Source organism: Clostridioides sp. LIBA-6822 (genome assembly GCF_056688955.1).
In genome coordinates this window covers 471,704-493,496 of the sequence record NZ_CP196995.1, presented here as the reverse complement: position 1 = coordinate 493,496, position 21,793 = coordinate 471,704, and the positions used below count along the sequence as shown (strand labels likewise).

The 21,793-nt window shown below is 28.4% G+C and carries 16 protein-coding genes and 1 pseudogene; 3 read left to right on the top strand and 14 right to left on the bottom strand.

Annotated elements, in window-relative coordinates; translation table 11 throughout:
• Positions 1 to 147 precede the first annotated feature (147 nt).
• The 5 genes from ACTG48_RS02655 to ACTG48_RS02635 form a co-directional block, all read right to left on the bottom strand.
• A complete protein-coding gene (locus tag ACTG48_RS02655) occupies positions 148 to 2,808 on the bottom strand; it encodes an ABC transporter permease (RefSeq protein ID WP_479918043.1) in 2,661 nt (886 codons plus the stop codon).
• Positions 2,805 to 3,488, bottom strand: a complete 684-nt coding sequence (locus tag ACTG48_RS02650; RefSeq protein ID WP_021382952.1) for an ABC transporter ATP-binding protein — start codon at positions 3,486 to 3,488, stop codon at positions 2,805 to 2,807. Before ACTG48_RS02650 ends, ACTG48_RS02655 begins: the two co-directional genes overlap by 4 nt.
• A gap of 148 nt (positions 3,489 to 3,636) precedes the next feature.
• A complete protein-coding gene (locus ACTG48_RS02645) occupies positions 3,637 to 4,143 on the bottom strand; it encodes a GNAT family N-acetyltransferase (RefSeq protein ID WP_479918042.1) in 507 nt (168 codons plus the stop codon).
• 292 nt (positions 4,144 to 4,435) lie between these two features.
• Positions 4,436 to 5,374, bottom strand: a complete 939-nt coding sequence (gene blaCDD, locus ACTG48_RS02640; RefSeq protein WP_479918041.1) for a CDD family class D beta-lactamase — start codon at positions 5,372 to 5,374, stop codon at positions 4,436 to 4,438.
• Between the two features lie 26 nt (positions 5,375 to 5,400).
• Positions 5,401 to 6,117: a hypothetical protein gene (locus tag ACTG48_RS02635; protein ID WP_479918040.1), complete on the bottom strand. Its 717-nt coding sequence runs from the start codon at positions 6,115 to 6,117 to the stop codon at positions 5,401 to 5,403.
• Positions 6,118 to 6,447: 330 nt separating this feature from the next.
• Here ACTG48_RS02635 and ACTG48_RS02630 point away from each other — a divergent pair, with 330 nt between their 5' ends.
• Positions 6,448 to 8,691 (top strand): ATP-binding cassette domain-containing protein, encoded by a 2,244-nt coding sequence (locus ACTG48_RS02630; protein WP_479918039.1) that lies wholly within the window; start codon positions 6,448 to 6,450, stop codon positions 8,689 to 8,691.
• A gap of 260 nt (positions 8,692 to 8,951) precedes the next feature.
• Here ACTG48_RS02630 and ACTG48_RS02625 read toward each other — a convergent pair whose 3' ends face one another.
• The 3 genes from ACTG48_RS02625 to ACTG48_RS02615 form a co-directional block, all read right to left on the bottom strand.
• A complete protein-coding gene (locus ACTG48_RS02625; protein WP_479918038.1) occupies positions 8,952 to 11,066 on the bottom strand; it encodes a HelD family protein in 2,115 nt (704 codons plus the stop codon).
• A 78-nt stretch (positions 11,067 to 11,144) separates the two neighbouring features.
• A complete protein-coding gene (locus ACTG48_RS02620; protein ID WP_479918037.1) occupies positions 11,145 to 11,999 on the bottom strand; it encodes a helix-turn-helix transcriptional regulator in 855 nt (284 codons plus the stop codon).
• A gap of 261 nt (positions 12,000 to 12,260) precedes the next feature.
• On the bottom strand, positions 12,261 to 13,157 hold the full coding sequence (locus ACTG48_RS02615; protein WP_479918036.1) for a LysR family transcriptional regulator: 897 nt from the start codon (positions 13,155 to 13,157) through the stop codon (positions 12,261 to 12,263).
• A gap of 120 nt (positions 13,158 to 13,277) precedes the next feature.
• Here ACTG48_RS02615 and ACTG48_RS02610 point away from each other — a divergent pair, with 120 nt between their 5' ends.
• Positions 13,278 to 14,600 (top strand): MATE family efflux transporter, encoded by a 1,323-nt coding sequence (locus ACTG48_RS02610; protein ID WP_479918035.1) that lies wholly within the window; start codon positions 13,278 to 13,280, stop codon positions 14,598 to 14,600.
• 158 nt (positions 14,601 to 14,758) lie between these two features.
• Here the strand turns inward: ACTG48_RS02610 and ACTG48_RS02605 are convergent, their stop codons facing one another.
• The 6 genes and pseudogenes from ACTG48_RS02605 to vanR all read right to left on the bottom strand — a co-directional run bounded on the left by ACTG48_RS02605 (position 14,759) and on the right by vanR (position 21,326).
• Complete coding sequence (locus tag ACTG48_RS02605) at positions 14,759 to 15,121, bottom strand: VOC family protein (RefSeq protein WP_021382950.1); 363 nt, start codon at positions 15,119 to 15,121, stop codon at positions 14,759 to 14,761.
• A gap of 241 nt (positions 15,122 to 15,362) precedes the next feature.
• Positions 15,363 to 17,510, bottom strand: a pseudogene (vanT, locus tag ACTG48_RS02600) (serine racemase VanT catalytic subunit).
• Complete coding sequence (locus ACTG48_RS02595; RefSeq protein ID WP_021382973.1) at positions 17,503 to 18,306, bottom strand: M15 family metallopeptidase; 804 nt, start codon at positions 18,304 to 18,306, stop codon at positions 17,503 to 17,505. The pseudogene vanT and the gene ACTG48_RS02595 overlap by 8 nt, the downstream one beginning before the upstream one ends.
• Positions 18,306 to 19,352, bottom strand: coding sequence for a D-alanine--D-serine ligase VanG (gene vanG / locus ACTG48_RS02590; RefSeq protein ID WP_479918034.1), 1,047 nt, complete (start codon positions 19,350 to 19,352; stop codon positions 18,306 to 18,308). The genes ACTG48_RS02595 and vanG overlap by 1 nt, the downstream gene beginning before the upstream one ends.
• Before the next feature lie 140 nt (positions 19,353 to 19,492).
• Positions 19,493 to 20,635, bottom strand: coding sequence for a vancomycin resistance histidine kinase VanS (gene vanS, locus ACTG48_RS02585; RefSeq protein WP_479918033.1), 1,143 nt, complete (start codon positions 20,633 to 20,635; stop codon positions 19,493 to 19,495).
• A complete protein-coding gene (gene vanR, locus ACTG48_RS02580) occupies positions 20,625 to 21,326 on the bottom strand; it encodes a VanR-ABDEGLN family response regulator transcription factor (RefSeq protein ID WP_479918032.1) in 702 nt (233 codons plus the stop codon). The genes vanS and vanR overlap by 11 nt, the downstream gene beginning before the upstream one ends.
• 173 nt (positions 21,327 to 21,499) lie before the next feature.
• On the opposite strand from vanR, the gene ACTG48_RS02575 reads away from it, so the two are divergent.
• Positions 21,500 to 21,640: a hypothetical protein gene (locus ACTG48_RS02575; protein WP_479918031.1), complete on the top strand. Its 141-nt coding sequence runs from the start codon at positions 21,500 to 21,502 to the stop codon at positions 21,638 to 21,640.
• The last annotated feature ends 153 nt before the right edge of the window (positions 21,641 to 21,793 follow it).

Here is a 21,793-nt window from a genome sequence, read left to right as displayed (position 1 = left end):
TATTATTCTATATATTATTTAAACAATATATTTCTATTTATATTTTAGACTTTATCAAATAAATCAGATTTTATTAAATAAATAATTTAACTATACTTATAGATAGTCTTGACGTGCTCCTCTTAAATTAATTCAGATAACTTTTATTTATATTGTTTCATTTTTTATAGATTCTACTATATTTTCATTCTTTAATTGCTTATATCCTATCATATATGATGATATTACAATAAAAAGTATCAATACAGTAAAACCTATTATTGTAGATAAAGGTGCAAATGGCAGATACTCTATAAAGTGTATTTCATTTATACGTAGAAAAATATACACTATTGCTATTTGTACAGGAATACTAAGTAATAATGGTGTAATTCCTAAAAATAAGCCTTCTAAAACAAGCATCTTTTTTATACCATCTGGTGATAATCCAACAGAACGTAACATGGCAAACTCTTGTCGTCTGCTTCTAAGATTTCCTGATACTGTAGCCAGTACATTAGATAATCCAATCATAGCCAACAATCCTGTAATGAAGCTTACTATTAAATTCATAGTATTTCTTCCACTAGCACCTTTTTCTTCATTTTCTACGACATCCTCAATACTATAATCTCCAGACCCATAAGCTTTATTGTAAATAGACTCTAGTTTTTCTCTTACTTTTGGAATATCTTCACGATTATCTACTTTAAATAATCCCATCATATTATTTGAACGTAATCTACCTTCTTCATTATAATTTTTAGATATTTCCTGTACTATAGATATTGGTACTATTTGAATTAATGTATATCTTGAATTAGTATTTATTATTTGAGGAAGTGTATTTGTAATAGCTCCCACTTTCATATTAAAAGTATAATCGCCTTTATCTTCATCAGATATTCTTTCATTTAATTTAAGATTGTCTCCTATTGAAAGATTTAAATAATCTATATATACTTTATCTCTTCGTGTACTACGATTAATATCCTCCTCTTTATTATATACAATTGAAGTTGGATTTTCTGTATCGTAGAATAACTTTGGGTCTACAGAAATTTGTCTACAGTATTCTGTAAAACTATCATCATCAAGCCCAATTATAGCTGAATATATACGAAACTTTCCATTACGTTCTATAGGAGAGTATTTTTTAGATGAAACTACATCTTTAAATCCACCATTTTTTGCAAGCTCTTTTGAGGCATCTTTTTCAGTTAGCCAAGTAGTAGCAGACATTTTAAGATAATATAATGAACTCTTTACACCTTCTGTCTTACTTAACTTTTCAATAAAAGTAGGCTCTACAGATTCTCCATTTGCTAAATGGATTGATATATCCCTCTGTTTTTCATAAGCGTCACTTCCATAGACAGCTTCTGCTCCTTCTTGGTTTGCGATTATATGCAAAAAACCTGTAAGCAATAGAAAAGATAGTGTTAAAGATATTGTTGCAGTACGATAGGATTTTTTACGTGCATGAAGTGCATTCATTGCAAGTTCTCCTTCTATACCAAATATCTTTCCTAGCGAATATTTATATGATTTTTTTATCTTAATACTATCTCCTTGTCGTATTGCTTCTATAGGAGATATCTTTGATACTTTTCGTGCTGGTATAAGTGCAGAAATCCAGACTGTTATTATTGTAAGTAAAACTGCTGGTAAAAAAGCAGGAATACCATAAGTATATACCACACTTTGAGTACCTGTAGAAGAATTGATTGAATTAATATAAATTATAAGTCTATCACACAATAACCAGCCTAAAAATAAACCAATTGGCAGAGGTATAATAGTTAATAAAAAGCCTTCAAATAGCACAGATTTCCTAATTTGTTTTGGTGATGCACCAATACTAGATAATATCCCTAATTGAGTAAGCCTAGCATTTGCTGATAATGAAAATGCATTGTAAATCACCATTACAAATACTGCTACTGTAAAAATTGCTATTGTAAAGTACATAATTGGAGTTGCAAATTTTTCTATACTATTCATGGATGCTTTCTGTTCTGGAGAAAAGACTAACATATTTAAAAGATAATTGCTATTGTATTTAAGATTGTATTTTCCATATTCGTTAGTTTTCCATCCCAATGACTTAGCAAGCTTTGGGAGTTCTTTATATGTATCTCTTATATTTTTAAATCGTAAGTACACAGTTATATTATCATTGGGTTTTATACTTTTTTTGTCCAAATATCCTAAAGCTGTGTATGCAGGTACAACTGATGATGTTGTAACATCCATTTTTCCTACTATCGTTAATGTGATTTCTGAAGTTTTTTTAAAACTCTCGCTTTTTGATTTTGGGGCTACGGGTTCAAGAGAATTTCCATTTAAAGTTCTATTTCCTATTGGAATAGTAATCTTATCGCCAATCTTTGTACTTGGATTACTTTCAAAGTACTGTTTTGAAAGTGCAATTTCATTAACATTCTTTGGTTGACGACCTTCTAGTATAGTGTCTTTTTCTGGCATGGAGTTCCAGTATTCTGATGTAGCATTTCTATAAATTATATAATCTCTTTTGTCATTACTAATTTTTCCTACATACCATTGCCCTTTTACCATTACATCATCAACTGAAGAAAAATTTTCAATTAATGATAGGTCGCTTCCATAAGTAGTATCAAATAATTCACCATGCCAGTTGCCTTCTTTCTCTATTGAAAGTCTTACGAAATCACTCCACATAGTATACAACAATCCACATAAAGAAGACATCATTGTTGTAGTAAGTAATATGGCTAGCATTATAGCTATACTACTGCGTTTATTGCGTCGTACAAAGTCTAAGGTGTATTCTTGAAGAATATTCATTTCTTCACCACCTTTTCAGAGACAATCACACCATCTTCCATAGTTACAATACGATTTGCTTCTAGTGCTATTTTCTCATCATGAGTAATAAGAAGTATTGTCTGATTAAATCTTTTATTCGATAAGTTTAGTAAATCTACAATTTCTTCTGAATTTTTTCTATCGAGATTACCTGTTGGCTCATCTGCTAATAAGATAGCTGGTCTATAGATTAAACTTCTAGCTATAGATACTCTTTGTTGTTGTCCACCTGAAAGTTGACTTGGAAGATGATTTAATCTATCAGATAATCCTAGTATTGATACAATTTCAGAAAATCTATCTTCATCAACTTTTCTTTTATCAAGTAACATCGGTAATAATATATTTTTCCTAACATCAAGAGTTGGTATAAGATTATAAAATTGATAGATAAGACCCACTTTTCTACGTCGAAAAACTGCAAGAGCTTCTTCTTTTAAACTTGCTATTTCTGTATCTTCAATATAAATTTTCCCAGATGTGGGTCTATCTACTCCTCCAAGCATGTGTAATAATGTAGATTTACCAGAGCCAGATGCTCCTACAATGGATACAAAATCCCCTTTTTGAACTGATAAATTCACATTATTTAGGGCTGTCACCCTAGTTTGATTTGAACCATATATTTTTGTGAGATTTTCACATTTTAGTATTTCCATATACAATCATCTCCTTTATGGTTAAATTTTATCAACCTAAAATGACATTATAGTGACACAAATCTAAATATAAACAACTATTAAAATACCTGCTTTAATTAGGCAAATCATATTTTATAAACACATCTATATTTTTAATTATTTTTAATCAGTCTAAATCATTTTTGCTCAAAAAATCACTCTTACTCAAGTAATATAAATCATTTTCTTCATCGTATTCAAAATTATTCGTTCTTAAAGAATTACAAGAAGCAAGATTTTCTTTTTCTGGCTTCACTACTATTCTTTCAGCTTCTGTTTCGTTAAATATTTTATGTATAAGTAATTTAATGATTGCTTTTCCAATACCTTTCCTTAAATATTCTTCCTCTCCAATTAAATAGTCTATACTAAATGTACCTATAATTGGTATGTCAGGATGAAAAACTTCATTAGCACTAAGACAGTCATAATATTGACAAAACCCAATTGGCATATTATCATACATAACAATAAAGTGTTTTACAAAGCTAAATTCTCCAAATCTAGCTTTAATTTCTTTTATCCATTCTTCAGAACTTTTAAACCATTTAAGTATATATTCTTGCTCAATCCAATCTTCTATCAATTTAATATCTTCATCATATACAGGTCTAATATCTAGTAGTCTATCCATAACATTCAGCTCCTTAAAATATTATTTCATTTTTTAATTTCATTTATTATATCTTTGTATATTATTTAAGATTATAATGTAAAATAAAAACTATGCAACATATTTTATTTATACTTTTAATACATTACATAGTCTCTAAGAGATATTAACATTTATTTTAATATATATTAGGATTTATTTTATTACTCAATAGCAAATATTTTATGTACTATAGAATTTATACTCTATCTATATTTAACTTAGTAAAATTATTTAATAATTAAATAGGCTATACCCTCAAATAAAATTGAGTTTATTTTGTGACATTATAGTATTTCTTAATTATATTAATTGCAATCTCTTTTACCTTTGGACCTGTAACTTCTTTATTGGAATCATCTGATTTAATAGCAAAATAATAAGTATCATCTTTAATTTGTACCATACCAACAAACCACGCATCTGCACGTTGATTTTTTCTATCATATCCTGTACCAGTTTTTCCATACAAATTTATGTTTTTATCATTTACATCTATTTTCATAATATCTTTTAAAATATTAATATGCTCTTTTTTAAAGCTTGTATCTCCTTCAAATATCTTTGCTACTGTTTCCGCTTGCTCTTTTGGAGATATTTGTAATGAAGATTCTAACCAAAATCCATTTAAATATCCCTTTCCATTTTTTAAATCGCCTTCCCATTCACTAATATCACAGTTACCATATTTTAAATCATCTAGAATTTTTTGAACAGATTTAGAGTCAACTTGATTTAATAATTTTTTGTAGTACCAAACACAAGATTCCTTAAATGCCTCTTCTAAAGTAAGATTTCTATTCCAATTTTCATTTTTATAAATTGTACCATCATATCCCATAACTGATTCTTTTGAGTTTATTACCCCTTTTTCTAGACCAATTAGAGTTGAAATTATTTTAAAAGTAGAACATGGTGACCTTCTTGTTTCAATTAACTCTTTGTTATATATATTATATTCTTTATTTTTACTGTTATAAAAAATAGCTCCTCCACTAATATTTTCAAAACAATCGCTATAATCAACTATATTAATTTTTTCCTTTTTATTTTGATTATTGTTTTCAATTTTAGATTTATTTAATTCAGAGTTTATATAATTCTTATCATATTTTTGTTTTGTATTGTTATGCTTTTTTCCTACATAATATACTCCTATAGCTATAACAATCAATAAGATAACTAGCCAAATAAAATTATTTTTTCTTTTCATACTTTATACTATCTCCTCTATATAAGTTATAGTCCACCTTTAAAATAATAGACATTGTTTGTAATATGCTCCAATCTAGGAGCTTGAATACTTCTGTTGATAAAATCTAATTTTGGTTTAGCATCTTTCAAGTCTTTAACAATTACAACTCCATCAACAGATTGTAATTCGGCTCCAAAGAAAAAATAGACTAAATTTTTATCTCCAGAGATTTTAACTACATTTAAATTTCTATTTAATTTTTCTATTTTTTTTATTACTTCTTTAGAAAATATTTTCTCCAATTCACTTGTATCATATTTAATATAAAAATTACATTCATCGCTTAACTTTTTTTCATCATAAGCTTTTAAAATAGCTTTAGCTACTACATTATAATCTTCTTCATAAAGTTTAAATCTAAAACTTTCACTTGGACTAGGAATAAATATAGTACCTATACTTATAAAAATACTAAATATACATCCAATCATTTTTCTTTTATTTAGAGCTTTTTTATAGTAAAGCTTAACCATATGTACACAAATCCATATAAATGCAATTAACATCAATGGTATTGCAAATAAACCTATAAATAGTAGAATTAATCCTCCCCTAAATATGATGTTTCCACACAAAAATAAAAAATCACTAACAATAAATAGGATTAAAGGAATAGCAATGTCTCTTATATTTTCTTTACCTAATATAATTATTTTGATTAAAGTTATGATGAAGATACTTAATATAACTATTAATATCATTATGTCCTCCTTTCAGTTTGTGAGGTAATAATTTATTCTTTTTTAAAACTTACTATTGTAATATTTAAATATTACAATAGTAAGTTTTAAATGTCAAGTCGTTTTAATTGTATAAGTATCTTTATATTTATCAAATTGTTATTATCTACTATGTACTTTTTTATCTATTATCAACTACTATTTATTCAGATTGTGTAAGACTGGTTGAACTTAGAAATACTTTCTATAACATAGCAGAATATATCAAGAAAGTAGCTTTTAATTTTATTATAATATGCTTACACAATAAAATTACTTTACTAAAATATACTCAGAAAGGATTTAACATTCATGTCAAATATTATAATAAAAGGACTTACACAAAATAACCTAAAAAATATATCATTTAAAATTCCTAAAAATAAAATTATTGTTTTTACTGGGGTTTCTGGCTCTGGAAAATCCAGTATTGTATTTGATACAATTGCAGCAGAATCACAAAGACAGATGAATGAGACATATTCTTCATTTATCAGAAATAGATTGCCTAAATATAGGAAACCTCAGGTAGAGCTGATTGATAATTTAACTGCTTCTGTAATCGTAGACCAAACTCCTCTTGGCGGCAATGCACGTTCCACAGTTGGTACTATAAGTGATTTGTATTCATCATTAAGACTATTATTTTCTAGAATTGGAGAACCTTACATAGGAACAACTTCACATTTTTCTTTTAATGACCCCAATGGTATGTGTAAAAATTGTTCTGGAATTGGTAGGGTTAAGGTAATCAATATTGAATCTATTCTAAATACTGAAAACTCATTGAATACAGGATGTATAAATGACTCTTTATTTAAACCTAATTCATGGTATTGGAAGCAGTACGCAGAGTCTGGACTTTTTGACTTAGATAAACCTCTAAAGGATTATTCTTTAGAAGAATATAATTTATTGCTTTATGGCTCAAAAAATAAAAATGGCAAACAGGAAAATCCCAAAGTAGAAGGTATTTTTAACAAATATAATCAAACATATCTAAATCGAGATATTAGCAATATGAGTAAACACACAAAGGAAAAATCAGAGAGACTTATAACAGATGAAGAATGTCCTATATGCCATGGAAAAAGATTAAATAAAGAAACTCTTAACTGCACTATTTTAGGATATTCGATTGCAGATATGTGTGATATGGAACTTACCGACCTTTATGATTTATTGTTACAAATAAAGGATAAAAGAGTTGAAACTGTAATAAAAACTCTTGTTGATGGTTTAAAAAGGATGATTGATATTGGACTTCCCTACCTACACCTAAATAGAGAATCATCATCTTTATCTGGAGGAGAAGCTCAAAGATTAAAACTTGTGCGATATATGGGAAGTAGCCTCACAGGTCTGACTTATATTTTCGATGAACCTAGTACTGGTATGCATCCACGAGATGTACATCGTATGAATCAGTTATTAAAAAATCTTAGAGATAGAGGAAACACTGTCCTTGTCGTAGAGCATGATAAAGATGTTATATCCATAGCAGATGAAGTTATAGATATTGGTCCAAAAGCTGGTACACATGGTGGACATATTGTGTTCCAAGGTTCTTATGATAAGTTACTTCTAGCAGACACTCTTACTTCAAATGCAATGAATCTATCATTACCTATAAAAACTAATGCTCGTCAGTCAAAAGGTATTCTTCCAATTAGAGATGCTTGTATAAATAATCTAAAACATGTTGATATAGACTTACCAGTTGGAATTATGACTGTTGTTACTGGAGTAGCTGGTTCTGGTAAAAGTACTTTAATTTCTCATGTTTTTGCAAAAAAGTATGAAAAAGATGTTATTAAAATCGACCAGAGCCCCATTACAGCTACAAATCGCTCTACGCCTGCTACATTTCTTGGTTTCTTTGATGAAATAAGAAAAGTATTTGCTAAGGAAAATAATGTTGAAGAAGGTTTATTCAGTTTTAATTCAAAGGGTGCTTGTCCTGTTTGTGATGGTAAAGGAGTACTTGTTACAGAGCTTGTATTCATGGACCCTATTATTAATACATGTGAAGCTTGCAAAGGTACTAGATATAGTAAGGAAGTTTTGTCAAAATTATATAAAGACAAACATATAGTTGATGTACTATCTATGACAGTAGATGAAGCTCTTGAATTTTTTACAGAAAAGAAGCTTTGTAAAATCTTACAAACTATGAAAGATGTTGGCTTATCTTATATGACCTTAGGTCAACCGCTTAGTACACTATCTGGAGGAGAGCGTCAAAGAATTAAGTTAGCTAAAAACCTCAATAAAAAAGGTACTATCTATATTTTAGATGAGCCAACTACAGGACTCCATGGGTCTGATATTGAAAACCTTATGCTGATTTTTGAGCATATAGTAGAGAAAGGTAATACTGTAATTATAATTGAACATAATTTAGATGTATTGAAACAAGCGGATTGGGTGATTGATATCGGTCCTGATGGTGGTAAAAATGGTGGTCAGGTCGTATTTGAAGGTACTCCAATAGAAATGGTGGAAAAAGGTCGTACTATAACATCAGATTTTCTTAGAAAATCAATAAATGTATAGATAATATAATATCAGCATTAAGAAATTAGGAACTATTATAGATATATTGCTATTTCATTCTAATTTATAAACTTAAATTGCAACTTCACTTTGAGAGAAATTAACATTATAAAAGCTATAAATTATAAAATTTTAAATATGATTTATAGCTTTTATTTTTTATACGTATTTTTTATTGATTTATTAATGAGTTATTAATGAGTTTTAGCAGTAAGTTACATTTATAATACATAAACACATATAATGACTAAATATATAATCTACATACCTATAAGTTGAGTTAATTTCCCAACATATGTTAGTTTAAGTTTATGCATAGCTCGTGTACAAGCAATATACAACAAGCTTCGGTCATAATCACTATAATACGTTTTATTATTTACTGAAGGGACAATAACTTCATCAAACTCTAGGCCTTTTGACATTTTAACAGAAGTTATGGATACTCCTTTTGTAAAGCTAGAACTTTCAGAAGATATTAAGTGAACACTATATTCTTCTCTTAACGCATCATACATAGCTTTAGCGTCATTATCTGTCTTTAATATAATGCCAAGAGTAGCATTATCACTCTTTTTAAATTCTTCAATTTCTGTTTTTATCTTATTTATTTCATCTTGCTCGTTATTACATTTTAATAAAGCTGGTTCTTCTCCATGTCGTTCAATAGGTTCTAATGAAGATATGTCTTGAATTTTTTTTGCAAAGTTAATAATCTCAAAGGTAGAACGATAACTTTTGTTTAATGTAACTAATTCTCCATCATTATATAGTTGTCTCATATCATCTAGTGTATGAGTATGATTAGGATTAACTAATTGTCCAAAGTCTCCAAGAATAGTCTTTTTACACTTAAAAAGTAAGTTTATTACAGCGTATTGAATAGGTGTATAATCTTGCATTTCATCAATAACAATATGTCTTATAACTTTATCTTCTTGTATTCCTTCATATGCAGCATGAATATATATAAATGGGTATACATCTGACCACTCAAGAGTTTTCTTTGATGCCATCACAAACATATTTGATATATCCATTTGTTTAAAAAAATCCTTATATAACGTAAGAGTATTTTTTATTGTCAACATTCCATTCAAGTTCTTAAGTATGCTTTTTACTCTTGGTAAATCCTCTTCCATAATATTATCTGTTTCAAATCTATAATGAATATCTTCAGCTACTTTCTCTAGCCTTCTCTTAACTGGATATTTATTATATGCCTCAAATCTACTCTGTATCCAATCACTTTTAGCTATGAAGCTTCCAAAAGTATAATCTTCTGGAATAAAAATCTTATTAGGCATCTGTTTTATATAACTATCCATAAGTTTTACAAAATCGAGCGTAGACTTAAATCGCACTCTTTCAGTCCATTTATCATCATTTATTTCTAATGGGTCTCTTTCATTTTCAAAATTAATAATTCTCTCTAATTGTACTTCTGCTATATTTTCAAAACTTAATTCACATAATGGTTCTTCTCCAAGCTCTGGTAGAACGTTGGAAATATAGTCTCCAAAGACTTTATTAGGTGATAAGATAATCACATTGTTTGCTTCTATTTTATCTTTAAATCTATAAAGAAGAAATGCAATTCTATGTAATGCTATAGATGTTTTCCCAGAACCAGCCACCCCTTGAATAATTAATGTATCAGCTTTATCGTTTCTAATAATTTGATTTTGTTCTTTTTGTATTGTTGAAATAATAGACTTCATTTTTTCATCTGAAGTATGACTAAGCTCCTTTTGAAGAATATCATCTTGTATATTAATAGAACTTTCTAATGCATATTCCAATTTTCCATTTTTAATTTTAAACTGTCGCTTTCTTGTTATTTCTCCGTCTACCCATCCTATTGGTGCATCATATCCTGCTTTCCCTATTTCATAATCATAAAACATACTGGCAATTGGAGAACGCCAATCAAGTATTAACAGTTCATCTTCGTAATCAAATGCAAATCTACCTATATAGTACTTATATTCATCACCCATATCTTTCAATCTAAAATCTATTCTAGCAAAGTATGGAGAATCCTTAATCTTATCAATCTTATCTCGCACTTTCACCATAAAAGCTCCATAATTATCTATTTGTTTTAGTGATTGTTCATTTTGAAACATCTCATGTGGGTCTATTTCTCCCCGATTTTTTACCATATACATTTTGGCTTCCATATAGTCTCTATCAAGTTTTCCAACAAGATTTTCAGCTTTCTTAAAAGCATCTTCTAACTTGTTATTTATATCTATTAGATGTACAATCTCATCTGGAAAAAAAGTTAACAACTCTGTATCATTTTCATATATGTTATGTTCATAATCAGATGCAATAGAATCATAATTTACTACCTGTTTATTTTCAGACATTTAAATCCTCCTTGTTAATTAAGTACTTGTATTGAATCATTATACTTAATTGTGTTTTGGAGTTTTTAATCATTCTTGCTATTTATTCTCCTTTTTATCTACAGAATTCAGGATAAATTTTTGAGTAGGATATCCAAACTCCACAAGTAATTCTGCCTCTGCAAAACCCAACTTCTTTATCATATCTCTATGCCCTGTATCAGCCTTGTCACCTTCTCGAAATGTAGTAATTGAGATATCTGTATCTATCAAGAAATCTTCAATAACTTTCTTCAAAAACACTTGTGCAATATCTGAATTACGATATTGTGGATGTACCCCAAAAAAATCAATACTTCTAGTTTCTCTATTAAATACCATGTTGGCAATAGCAGTGTTATTAAGCTTTAATATCAAAGCTCTTTCTTCTAAAATATACTGTTCCAATTGAGAAATATATTCTTCCTCTTGCAAGTTTGGAAATCCATCTATGACTAATCTCACTAAATTCATCCATAATGGTATATCGGACTTATTTGCAAGTTTAATTTCTTTTTCTAACTCTAGCACATTTTTTGAAAATAAATTGTCTCTTTTCAAAACAAATCTTAGCTGCAAAGGATAAAATTCTTGTTCTTTTCGATATTTATTTGGAGATTTTTTGTACATAGCTTTAAATATAGAAGTGAATGCCTGTTGACTTTCATATCCAGCTATTAACGCAATTTCAATTATTGGTTTCTTTGAAAATACCAATAGTTTTGCTGCTTCTGTTAATTTTCTTCGCTTTATATAATCATGCATCGTCAAGCCAACAGAAGATGTGAAAGTTCTATGTAGATGATATTTTGAATAATGAACAGCATTAGCAACTATATCTAAATCCAATTTTTCTGATAAATGTTCTTCTATATAGTCAATAGCTGTTATGACATTAATTACTTTATAAGACATTGCAGCTTTCCTCCTTTTATCCATGCAACATTATATCAATCATCACTTAATCAGATTTAATGAATCTTGCTCTTTTTCAAACAAATTTATTTTTATATGTACTTTATATTTACTATCATATACTTTATAATTCATATACTTGATAATTTCCTTATATTTTTTCCACTCCTGATAATAATTATTTCTAAAATAATGTCTTAACCTCATAAATAATGTCTTAACCTCATAATAAATTTTTAGTTCAAGAGTTTAATATAACTTTTACTTTTTAATTAAAGACTCTAACCCTTTAATTTTCAATAACTTTTCATTTAGTAAATATAAAAAATTATTTATTATTTCCGTCTTACTAGATTCCTTAATTAGGTAGTAAATAAATCTATCTGGAGGTGCATCTTTTATATAATGTATTTCAATATTTGATATTTCTTTAAGATGATATGCCACTGACACTGGTACAATAGCCCATACATTCTCTTGTCTCATAAAGTATTCCAAAAGTGACATCTGGTCTAGAAATACTTTAGGCTGAAGAGTTGAGCGGAACCAAAAATTATGCCATAAATCATATTCAGGATTCCACGGAAGCCTTATCTCATCAGCAACATCCAAAATAGACGGATGCAATTCTCCCTTGTACTTTGAACCATAGCTTGTTACTAGTAACATAGCTTCTTTAAAGATTGGTATTGTCTCTATATTATTAAAAAACATATCATCAGAAATAAGTGCTATATCTACTTCTCCCTTTGAAATGTAATCATATGCTTCATAAGAATGATAGTGGTAAAAGTTTATATTATATTCTGGATATGTGTTCATAAAGCATGAGAATACATCTGGAAGTATATATGAACTTACACTCCCTATAGAGGATATGTTTAGAATTTTACTCCTATCCATTTTAGTTATAGCCTTGGCTTCTTGTAAAAGGCTTTTATATTTTTCTGCAATTGGAACAAATGCCTTTCCCTCTTCTGTCAACTCTGATATTCGTATGCCTTTTTTTCGTCTAATTAATTTATATCCTAATTCTGTTTCTAACGCATTTATTCTTCTACTTAATGCTGGCTGAGTAACATATAAACTTTCAGCAGCGGCAGAAATACTTCCTAACTTTATAACAGTCAAAAATGCTTGTATTTCAAGTTCTGTCACAGACTCACCTCAATTCATAATATAAATATTTATTTATATTATATGGCTAAAAACGGCATTTTACAATTATTTGATATGACTGTAAACTAGTTGTATCTTAAAATTTAACGAGGTGCTATTATGAAATATACAACTAACTTAACAGAGGGAAACATAAAAAGAGAATTATTCATACTTATGCTCCCATTACTTTTAGGAAACATACTTCAACAGCTTTACAATACTATTGACGCAATTATAGTTGGTAGATTTGTAAGCCAAACTGCTTTTGCTGCTGTAGGTGTAGCAGGTACTATTATGAATCTTTTTATATTTATACTAAGCGGAAGTTGCACAGGTATTTCAATTATCTTTGCACATTTTTATGGTGCCAATGACTTATCTTCATTTAGAAAAGAATCTTTTTTAGCAACTATTTTCGGAGCTACGCTGACTTTTGTATTAAGTATATTCTCAATACTTATACTCTCTCCACTACTAAACATAATTAATACTCCACACGAAGTTGCAAGTATAGCAACATCTTATTTAAATATTATTTTTTGTGGACTCATTGCAACATATTTTTATAATCTGTTATCAGCAACTTTGAGAGCTGTTGGTAATACCAAATCGGCTCTTATTATCTTAATGTTTTCAATGATAATGAATACTGTTTTAGATTTAGTTTTTGTTGCAGTATGCAATTTTGGAATTCAAGGAGCCGCCTTTGCAACTGTATTATCACAGGCACTTGCATCACTTCTTTGTTTTATTTATATAAGAAAAAATATCTCATTTCTTTTATTTAAAAAAGAAGATATGAAGTTTGAATGGAAATTATTAAAATTAACTATCTCTTATAGTTTAATATCTGCTCTCCATCAATCTAGTTTATATATTGGAAAACTACTAGTACAAGGTGCTGTAAATATAATGGGAACAGATATGATTACAGCATATACTGCCACAACAAGAATTGAAGGTTTTGCTAATTCTTTTGGAGATAGTGGAGCTGAAGCCATATCTATATTTGTTGCACAAAATACTGGAAATAAAGATAGAAAGAGGGCAAAACAAGGATTTTATACAGGATTGATTATCATGGTATGTCTGGGAATTGGTTTATCTTTAATAATGTACTTTTTTTCAGAAACTGCTATTAGACTTATGATGAGTAATACAAATAATGAAATTATGAGAAATGGTGCAGAATATATGCAAACTATCGCTATTTTCTATGTCTTATGTTTTATAGGAAGTGCCTTTGTTGGTTGGTACCGAGGAAGTGGAAAGGTAAACATCCCTGTAATTGGAACTATCTTACATATATCAATTCGTGTAATTCTTTCTTATTTGCTTATTCAAAGATTTGGTCTAAAGTCTGTAGCATTTGCTACTGGAATAGGTTGGGTTTTTGTTGTATTATTTCAGTACGTTATTTTCTATCTCTCAAAAGAATAAAAAGGTGAACTCTATATAAAGTTCACCTTTATGTAATAACTTTCTATTCTATTTTGAGTATACTAATTTGATTTATAATATATTGAAACTAAAAGTAACAAATTTGGCTTGTCAATATAGATTATAATTAGTTGTTTATTGACAAAGTCTATTTTTAACTAATCTTTTTTTGTATGTTGAACATATTCTACAATTGTACCATCTGGATGTTTTACTGTCATATTATATCCTGTAGGAACTTTTTTCTTATCTCTTATCAGAACTGCTCCATTATTTAATAGATAACTTCTCCATTCATCAACAGAGTCAACCATAAAAGTAGATTTTGTTTCTATAAATGGTTTGAGAGCATCATCAGAACCAGATAATAATAATACATTTCCAACCTGCGCTAGCTCCAATCCAACTTCTTTATAAGAAAAACGTAAAGAGCATTTTTCTTTTAAAAGATTCTCATAAAAAGATATCGCTTTTTCTATATCTTGAATATAAAAACGTGTTAATATATCATATATCTCCATGTTGTTCCTCCTGTATCTACTTCTCTTATTTATCCTAAATTATACCACTCTATAAATTGTATGACAATAAATCAAGTATTATCTCCTAACCATCTTAAGTACAATATGTTATTGATTTTATACGGCAGAACATCATAAATTATATAAAATACAAAACCATACTTAAAAGTGAAATAATCTATATCAATCTTCTAATAAGATACCATACGAATACAATAAGATTAATAAATTTTTAATACTGTTACTTCTCTACGAATTTCAATCTAGACCCCATTCTACTCAGCAACTCATTTGCTATGCTACCAGAAGCATCTGCAACTTCAGGAGCAGATAGTTCAGACAAATCATCTTTTCCAATTAGTGTTCCTACACTCCCAACCTCTACACTAGGAATATCTGTAACATCAACAATAAGTTGGTCCATACAAATTCGTCCTATTATTGGTGCAAAACACCCATTTATTATTACATTACTTTTTCCACAAGATAAATTTCTAGGTAGCCCATCAGCATAACCTACAGATAGTACTGCAATTATACTATCTCTATTTGCAATAAAAGCTCTTCCATATCCCACACTTTCACCATTTTGTATTCTCCTAATAAGGACAACTTGTGATTTTAAAGATAAAACAGGACGTAAATCAAGCTGTAGCTTAGTTGTATCATTTGGAGAACTTAGTACCCCATATAGTGCAATTCCAATCCTTGCATAATCACACTTAAGTTTAGGATAGTTTAAAAATCCATAGCTACTTTGAATATGTATTTTAGGAATTTTTATCTCCCTTTTTGATAGCAAATCAATTAACTTATAAAAATATTCAATTTGTCTATTTGTAAAGTTTATGTCTTCTTCTATCATACTGTCAGAAACACACAAGTGTGTAAATATACCACAGACGTCTAAATGTTTCAACTCAAATGCTTTTAATATTGATACAATGTCATTAGCATCAAAACCAAGTCGGTGCATACCTGTGTCAATTTTGATATGTGATTTTATATAATATCCTTGCTCATTTAAGCATACAGCATGATTAAGGTCAACAATGCTCTGTATAAGATTGTATTTATGAAGCTCCTTCGCTCTTATTGGATTAGTATATCCAAGAATTAATATCTCTCCCGATATTCCATAATGTCGTAGTTCAATAGCTTCATCTATTGTTGCTACTGCAAATGATTTTACACCCATTTGATTTATATGAGTTGCTACTTCAAAAACGCTATGTCCATACGCATTAGCCTTCATAACTGCCATCAATTCACAATTTTGTGGCATAGCTTTTTGTAATACTCTTACATTATGTTCCAAATTATTTAAGTCAACTTCAATCCAAGCTCTGTTAGTATTTACATTTCAAGTCTTTCTATGTTTTCCTTTTTTCCCTTTTATCCTGTTGAGAATCAATATAATTATTATTGAAGTTATAAAAGATGCTATACTTACCACTATATAATTAATAATACTATTGTCAACCAAGACTGTTTGTATTCCAAGTATTTTAGAAAACATACGAATAATAACAATCATCATAGGATGTATAATGTAAATAATTAATGATGATGTTCGTAAAAATCTGACTCTATTACCCTTAAAAAACGTTAAAGCTGTAAATAAGAAATACATACATGGTAGTAACATAATATACATACTATCATGACGCTGTACGCCTAGATTGTGTAAAATAATACCCTCACAAAACATAAGAGTAAATGATATAAGAAATCCAATCAAGCTATTTTTAGATGATATACTGACAGATTTATTTGCTATTATGGCACCTAGTATGAAAAATACTGGAGCAAAAAACACACCATTTCGTGTATAGTCTGAAACTTCAAAAATATATCCATAAAAATTCTTTAATAATGGTAATTTTTCTAGAAAACCATAATAACTGTCACCAAGCATACCAATTATGTAAAGGATAACAGAAATTATAAATGACCACTTTATACCCAAATTTTTTACAAGAAAATATGCAATACTTGCACCAATAATTGAAGCAGGAAGATACCATAAATGATATAGAGTTCCATCAAATACAATATCCTTAATAACATTTGGTAGCAAATTATCCATAGAAAAATATCCATTGTAAATATTTAATGGAATATAAATAAAGATAGCTATACCATAGATAAATACTGTATTTTTTAGAAAAACTTTCAGCTTATCATAATTGTAATTATGTCTTGAAATTAGAAAAAAGCCTGATATCATAAAAAAGAATGGCACAGCAATACGAGCAATTATACGAGTCAGTATAAAGTCACTCATTTTACTATACGATAATAATGGTGATGTATGAATTGCAATTATAAGCAATGCAGCTATAATCCTAAAATAATCAAGTCCTGCATAGGATTTATTCTTAATCATTCTTGTTCCTCCAAAGTGTCATAATAAAACCATCACTATTGTTACCTGACATTTGATAATCATATTGTCTAGGTATAGAAAATTGTATCTCTTCTTCATTATCAAGAGGTATATAAAAAATCTCTATAATTTTTTCATTATCTTCTACCTTAAAACAATCTTCATAAGAAAATCTCTTAATATATTCTATGTATTCTTCAAGAGCTAAATTCATTTCACTGATAATTTTAGAATGGGGATACCCAACATAACGAAAATGCCATGGCTCTTGAGATATTCCTGTTATCTCTTCTTTTTTATACTGATAACGCTCTATAAAACCATAATGTGGAGCTACTTTACGAAACTCATTACAGATACCATCATAAGGAAATTCTGGACAAATAAAATCTATAACATCTTTCTTAAGACCTAAATCAATAGCAAGCCCTGTCTGATGCTCACTGCAATTTGGAAGTGCTACAAACTTTTCAGTAAACTCTTTTCCATTATCACAAAGAGAGTTTGAATATATATATTTTTGTTCATTTGCAGTACGATATCCACTTACTGGCACTATCTCATTTGTACTTCCTATATTTTTCAAAATATTTTGTAAAGCATTTACAGCTTCACATTTCATAAGAATACTTGGAAATTTTGTATCTACAGGTATTAACTCCGCATTGAAAGATATTTTAATTGGTAAAAAAGCATTTACAAGAATTAGATTACCATCATAAACTTTATCTTTAGTTAGTGAAATAGTATTCATCACTTTAGATTCTTTATCTTTGATTAATAAAATATTATTCATTATTTTGCATGCACCTCAATTATTTTGTCTAGGATTTCTTTAAAAGACAATCCAATACCTTTCATCATATTTGGATAACGGCTATGAGAAGTAAATCCTGGAATTGTGTTTACCTCATTAAAAACAATTTCACCATATGGAGTCAGAAACATATCTACTCTAGCAAATCCTGAACATCCAAGCGTTCTATAAATAGTTTTTGCCATCTCTTGTATTTTTTTCTCACAATCAGCATTAATTCTAGCTGGCATATGAATTTTTGAGCTTTTTAATGTATACTTTTCTGTATAATCAAAAAATCCTTTTGATAATTCTATTTCGTCTACTCTTCCAACTAGTAAATCATCAATTCCTAAAACTGCACAGCCTACTTCAAATCCATCAATATTTTCCTCAATTATTACTTCATTATCATGTTCAAAAGCTATGTCAACTGCTATTTCTAACTCTTCTTTCTTATAAATTTTACTAATTCCAAATGATGAGCCTGCACGCACAGGTTTAACAAATAATGGACAAGTTAAATCTTTTGACAATTTAATTACGTTAGATTTATCTGAATGTTTTAATATGATTGATTTTGGTACTTTGACACCTTCTGCATGGACAAGTTTATGCGACTTATCTTTGTCCATACATAATGCTGAAGAAAGAGTACCACATCCAATAACCTGTATACCTGCTAATTCAAATAACCCTTGTACTGTACCATCTTCTCCATTCTTTCCATGCAATACAGGAAATGCAAAATCAATTTTAGTATATTTAATATGGTTTTTATAGAATTCAATAATACCATTTTGTACACGATTATGAGATACAGCAACAGGAATTAGATAAGTGGAATCTTCACACCAAGTGTCATTTTGGATGTTTTCATAATTTCCTATATAACGATACCAATTACCATCTCTTGTAATTCCAATTGGCATAATATCATATTTATCTGCATTTAAATTTTCAAGTACTGCAAAAGATGATTGTAACGATACATCATATTCTGTTGAATTTCCACCAAATATAACTGCAATTTTTTTCTTATTCATAGTCAATTCTCCTTTGTCATTGATATAATTACTGTATTAAAACAAAGCACTCTTGTTTTGATACAGTAATTATATCAATAACAAGAGTGCCTTTTATCTATTTATCCTGAAGGATTTCTTATTTTTTTATACGTAAATTCTTAATATTTTCTTAAATTGGGAATAATAACTTCAAATACAATGATGTTATCCTTACTATATGCTGTTATTATCCCATTATGAAGCTCAACAATTTCTTTTGATATAGCAAGCCCCAAACCAGCTCCACCATTATTTGAACTACGAGATGCATCTAATCTATAGAATTGTTCAAAAATACGATTAATTTTTTCTTCTGGTATTGTATTACCATAATTCATAAACTTTAGATTTATGTTTTTTTCATCCTGCATAGCTGTTATTTCAATAGTAGTACCTTCATAGCTATAATAAACAGCATTGCGTAATAAATTATCAAATACACGCTGCATTTTATTGACATCGCATTTTATCATCGTATTTGGAGCTACATTCAATGTATATTTTAGATTTTTACTTGTTAAAATAGGGGTAAATTCATACGTTAATTGTTCAAGCATACGTATTAAGTTTACCTCACTGTATTCAAGAGTTATACTTGATAGATTAAATCTTGTAATTTCAAAGAATTCATTGATTAAATCCTCAAGACGTTCAGCTTTATCTAGTGAAATAGATAGATACTTATCTCGCAATTCTTTAGAAATCTGATTTTCATCTCGAAGCAATGTTAAATATCCTATAACTGAGGTAAGTGGTGTTTTTAAATCATGTGCTAGATAAACAATAAGGTCATTCTTACGTTGTTCTGCAATTTGTGTATCAGACTTACGTTGTTCAAGTGTATGTTTAATTGAATTTATCTTTTTTTCCACAGCAGAAAGCTCTGTAGATAAAGTAACTTCTTTAATATCCTCTTTAATAAGCGAATCAATACCTTGATTAATTTCACTAAAATATTTTGTAAACCAATTTAAATATAAACGGAATATTATAAAAAATACAATCGTGATAGCTATTATTATAAAAATCTCCATATTATTACGAAAAATCTGCTGATACAAATTTAAAGCTGCTTTATATTCCATACGAAAAACTTTTACAAAAAAAGATACTACCCATTCAGAGAAATTCCTATATAATATAAAAGAATATAAAATCCAAATAAATATGGTTGATATAAATGCCATTACAGCTGTTTTTATAAAAATTTTATTCTTTACTTGAGCAAAGTCAGAATTCTTCTTAATATTTTTATTTTTCAATTGTATAACCTACTCCCCATACAGTTTTTATAAATTTTGGATTTCTAGAAGGTTCATGTAATTTTTCACGTATACGTCCAATGTGAGACATAACTGTATTGTTATTGTCGAAATATTTTTCCCCCCATACAGCTTCAAATAATACTTCAGAAGGAACAACTTTCCCTTGATGTTTGCATAAGTACCATAGAATAGAAAATTCAATTGGTGTTAGTAATATTTTTTTACCAAATAAACTACATTTATGTGTTTCTTTATTGATAATTAGTCCTTTAATATCATATTCATCAACAGTTGTCGTCTGCTGTTCAGAAGAATTATTATATCTCATATATCGTCTTAGCTGTGTTTTCACTCTTGCAACAACTTCTAAAGGATTAAATGGCTTTGTTATATAATCATCAGCACCTATAGTTAAACCCATTATTTTGTCTATGTCTTCAACTTTAGCTGTTAGCATTATGATAGGATAGTAGTATTTCTCTCGGATTTTTCGACAGATATGAAAGCCATCAGTATCTGGAAGCATAATGTCTAAGATAGCCATATCTAAATTTTTAGATTCAATACATTCTAAAGCTTCTTTACCTGTGTAAAACTTGTATACAGTAAAACCTTCATTTTTTAAATATACTTCAATTAAGTCGGCTATTTCTTTTTCATCATCTACTATTAAGACATTTTCGTTCATATATTATTTTTCACTCTCCTTTTAAACACAACTTTTCTAGTATGTCCTTGTTATTATCGCATAACATATAGTAACTTTCAACTTTGTGTGTATAACATACTTACTTTTTGACTCTATTCTATCATGAATACTACTTTTAAAAGGCATACTTAAATACAAGGAGGTAATATATATTGATAATTGAAGATAATATAGAATTATTTGACTCCATAAAAAGAGGTCTAAAAAAACAGTTTTGCACAAACGTTCCCAATGCAGTAGTTTATGGTAGAGAAAAAACCTTTATAAATCAAAAGAAAAATGCCCTTTATTAAATAATCAAGGAATTTTATTGAGTGTTAAATAATTAAAATGCTTATATATTTTAAATACACAATAAAAACCTACATTTATTATCTTGCAAACAAAATAAAATTAACCTTCGAATATAAAACTCAAAAAAAGCTACAAGTAGATTTTTATAATAA

Bases quoted from the DNA above. Each gene is read 5' to 3' on its own strand.
- ACTG48_RS02645 (WP_479918042.1), bottom strand. From the start codon at position 4,143: ATGGATAGACTACTAGATATTAGACCTGTATATGATGAAGATATTAAA.
- ACTG48_RS02595 (WP_021382973.1), bottom strand. From the start codon at position 18,306: ATGAATAATATTTTATTAATCAAAGATAAAGAATCTAAAGTGATGAAT.
- ACTG48_RS02655 (WP_479918043.1), bottom strand. From the start codon at position 2,808: ATGAATATTCTTCAAGAATACACCTTAGACTTTGTACGACGCAATAAA.
- vanG (WP_479918034.1), bottom strand. From the start codon at position 19,352: ATGAATAAGAAAAAAATTGCAGTTATATTTGGTGGAAATTCAACAGAA.
- ACTG48_RS02635 (WP_479918040.1), bottom strand. From the start codon at position 6,117: ATGATATTAATAGTTATATTAAGTATCTTCATCATAACTTTAATCAAA.
- ACTG48_RS02610 (WP_479918035.1), top strand. From the start codon at position 13,278: ATGAAATATACAACTAACTTAACAGAGGGAAACATAAAAAGAGAATTA.
- ACTG48_RS02620 (WP_479918037.1), bottom strand. From the start codon at position 11,999: ATGTCTTATAAAGTAATTAATGTCATAACAGCTATTGACTATATAGAA.
- blaCDD (WP_479918041.1), bottom strand. From the start codon at position 5,374: ATGAAAAGAAAAAATAATTTTATTTGGCTAGTTATCTTATTGATTGTT.
- ACTG48_RS02630 (WP_479918039.1), top strand. From the start codon at position 6,448: ATGTCAAATATTATAATAAAAGGACTTACACAAAATAACCTAAAAAAT.
- ACTG48_RS02605 (WP_021382950.1), bottom strand. From the start codon at position 15,121: ATGGAGATATATGATATATTAACACGTTTTTATATTCAAGATATAGAA.
- ACTG48_RS02650 (WP_021382952.1), bottom strand. From the start codon at position 3,488: ATGGAAATACTAAAATGTGAAAATCTCACAAAAATATATGGTTCAAAT.
- ACTG48_RS02625 (WP_479918038.1), bottom strand. From the start codon at position 11,066: ATGTCTGAAAATAAACAGGTAGTAAATTATGATTCTATTGCATCTGAT.
- vanR (WP_479918032.1), bottom strand. From the start codon at position 21,326: ATGAACGAAAATGTCTTAATAGTAGATGATGAAAAAGAAATAGCCGAC.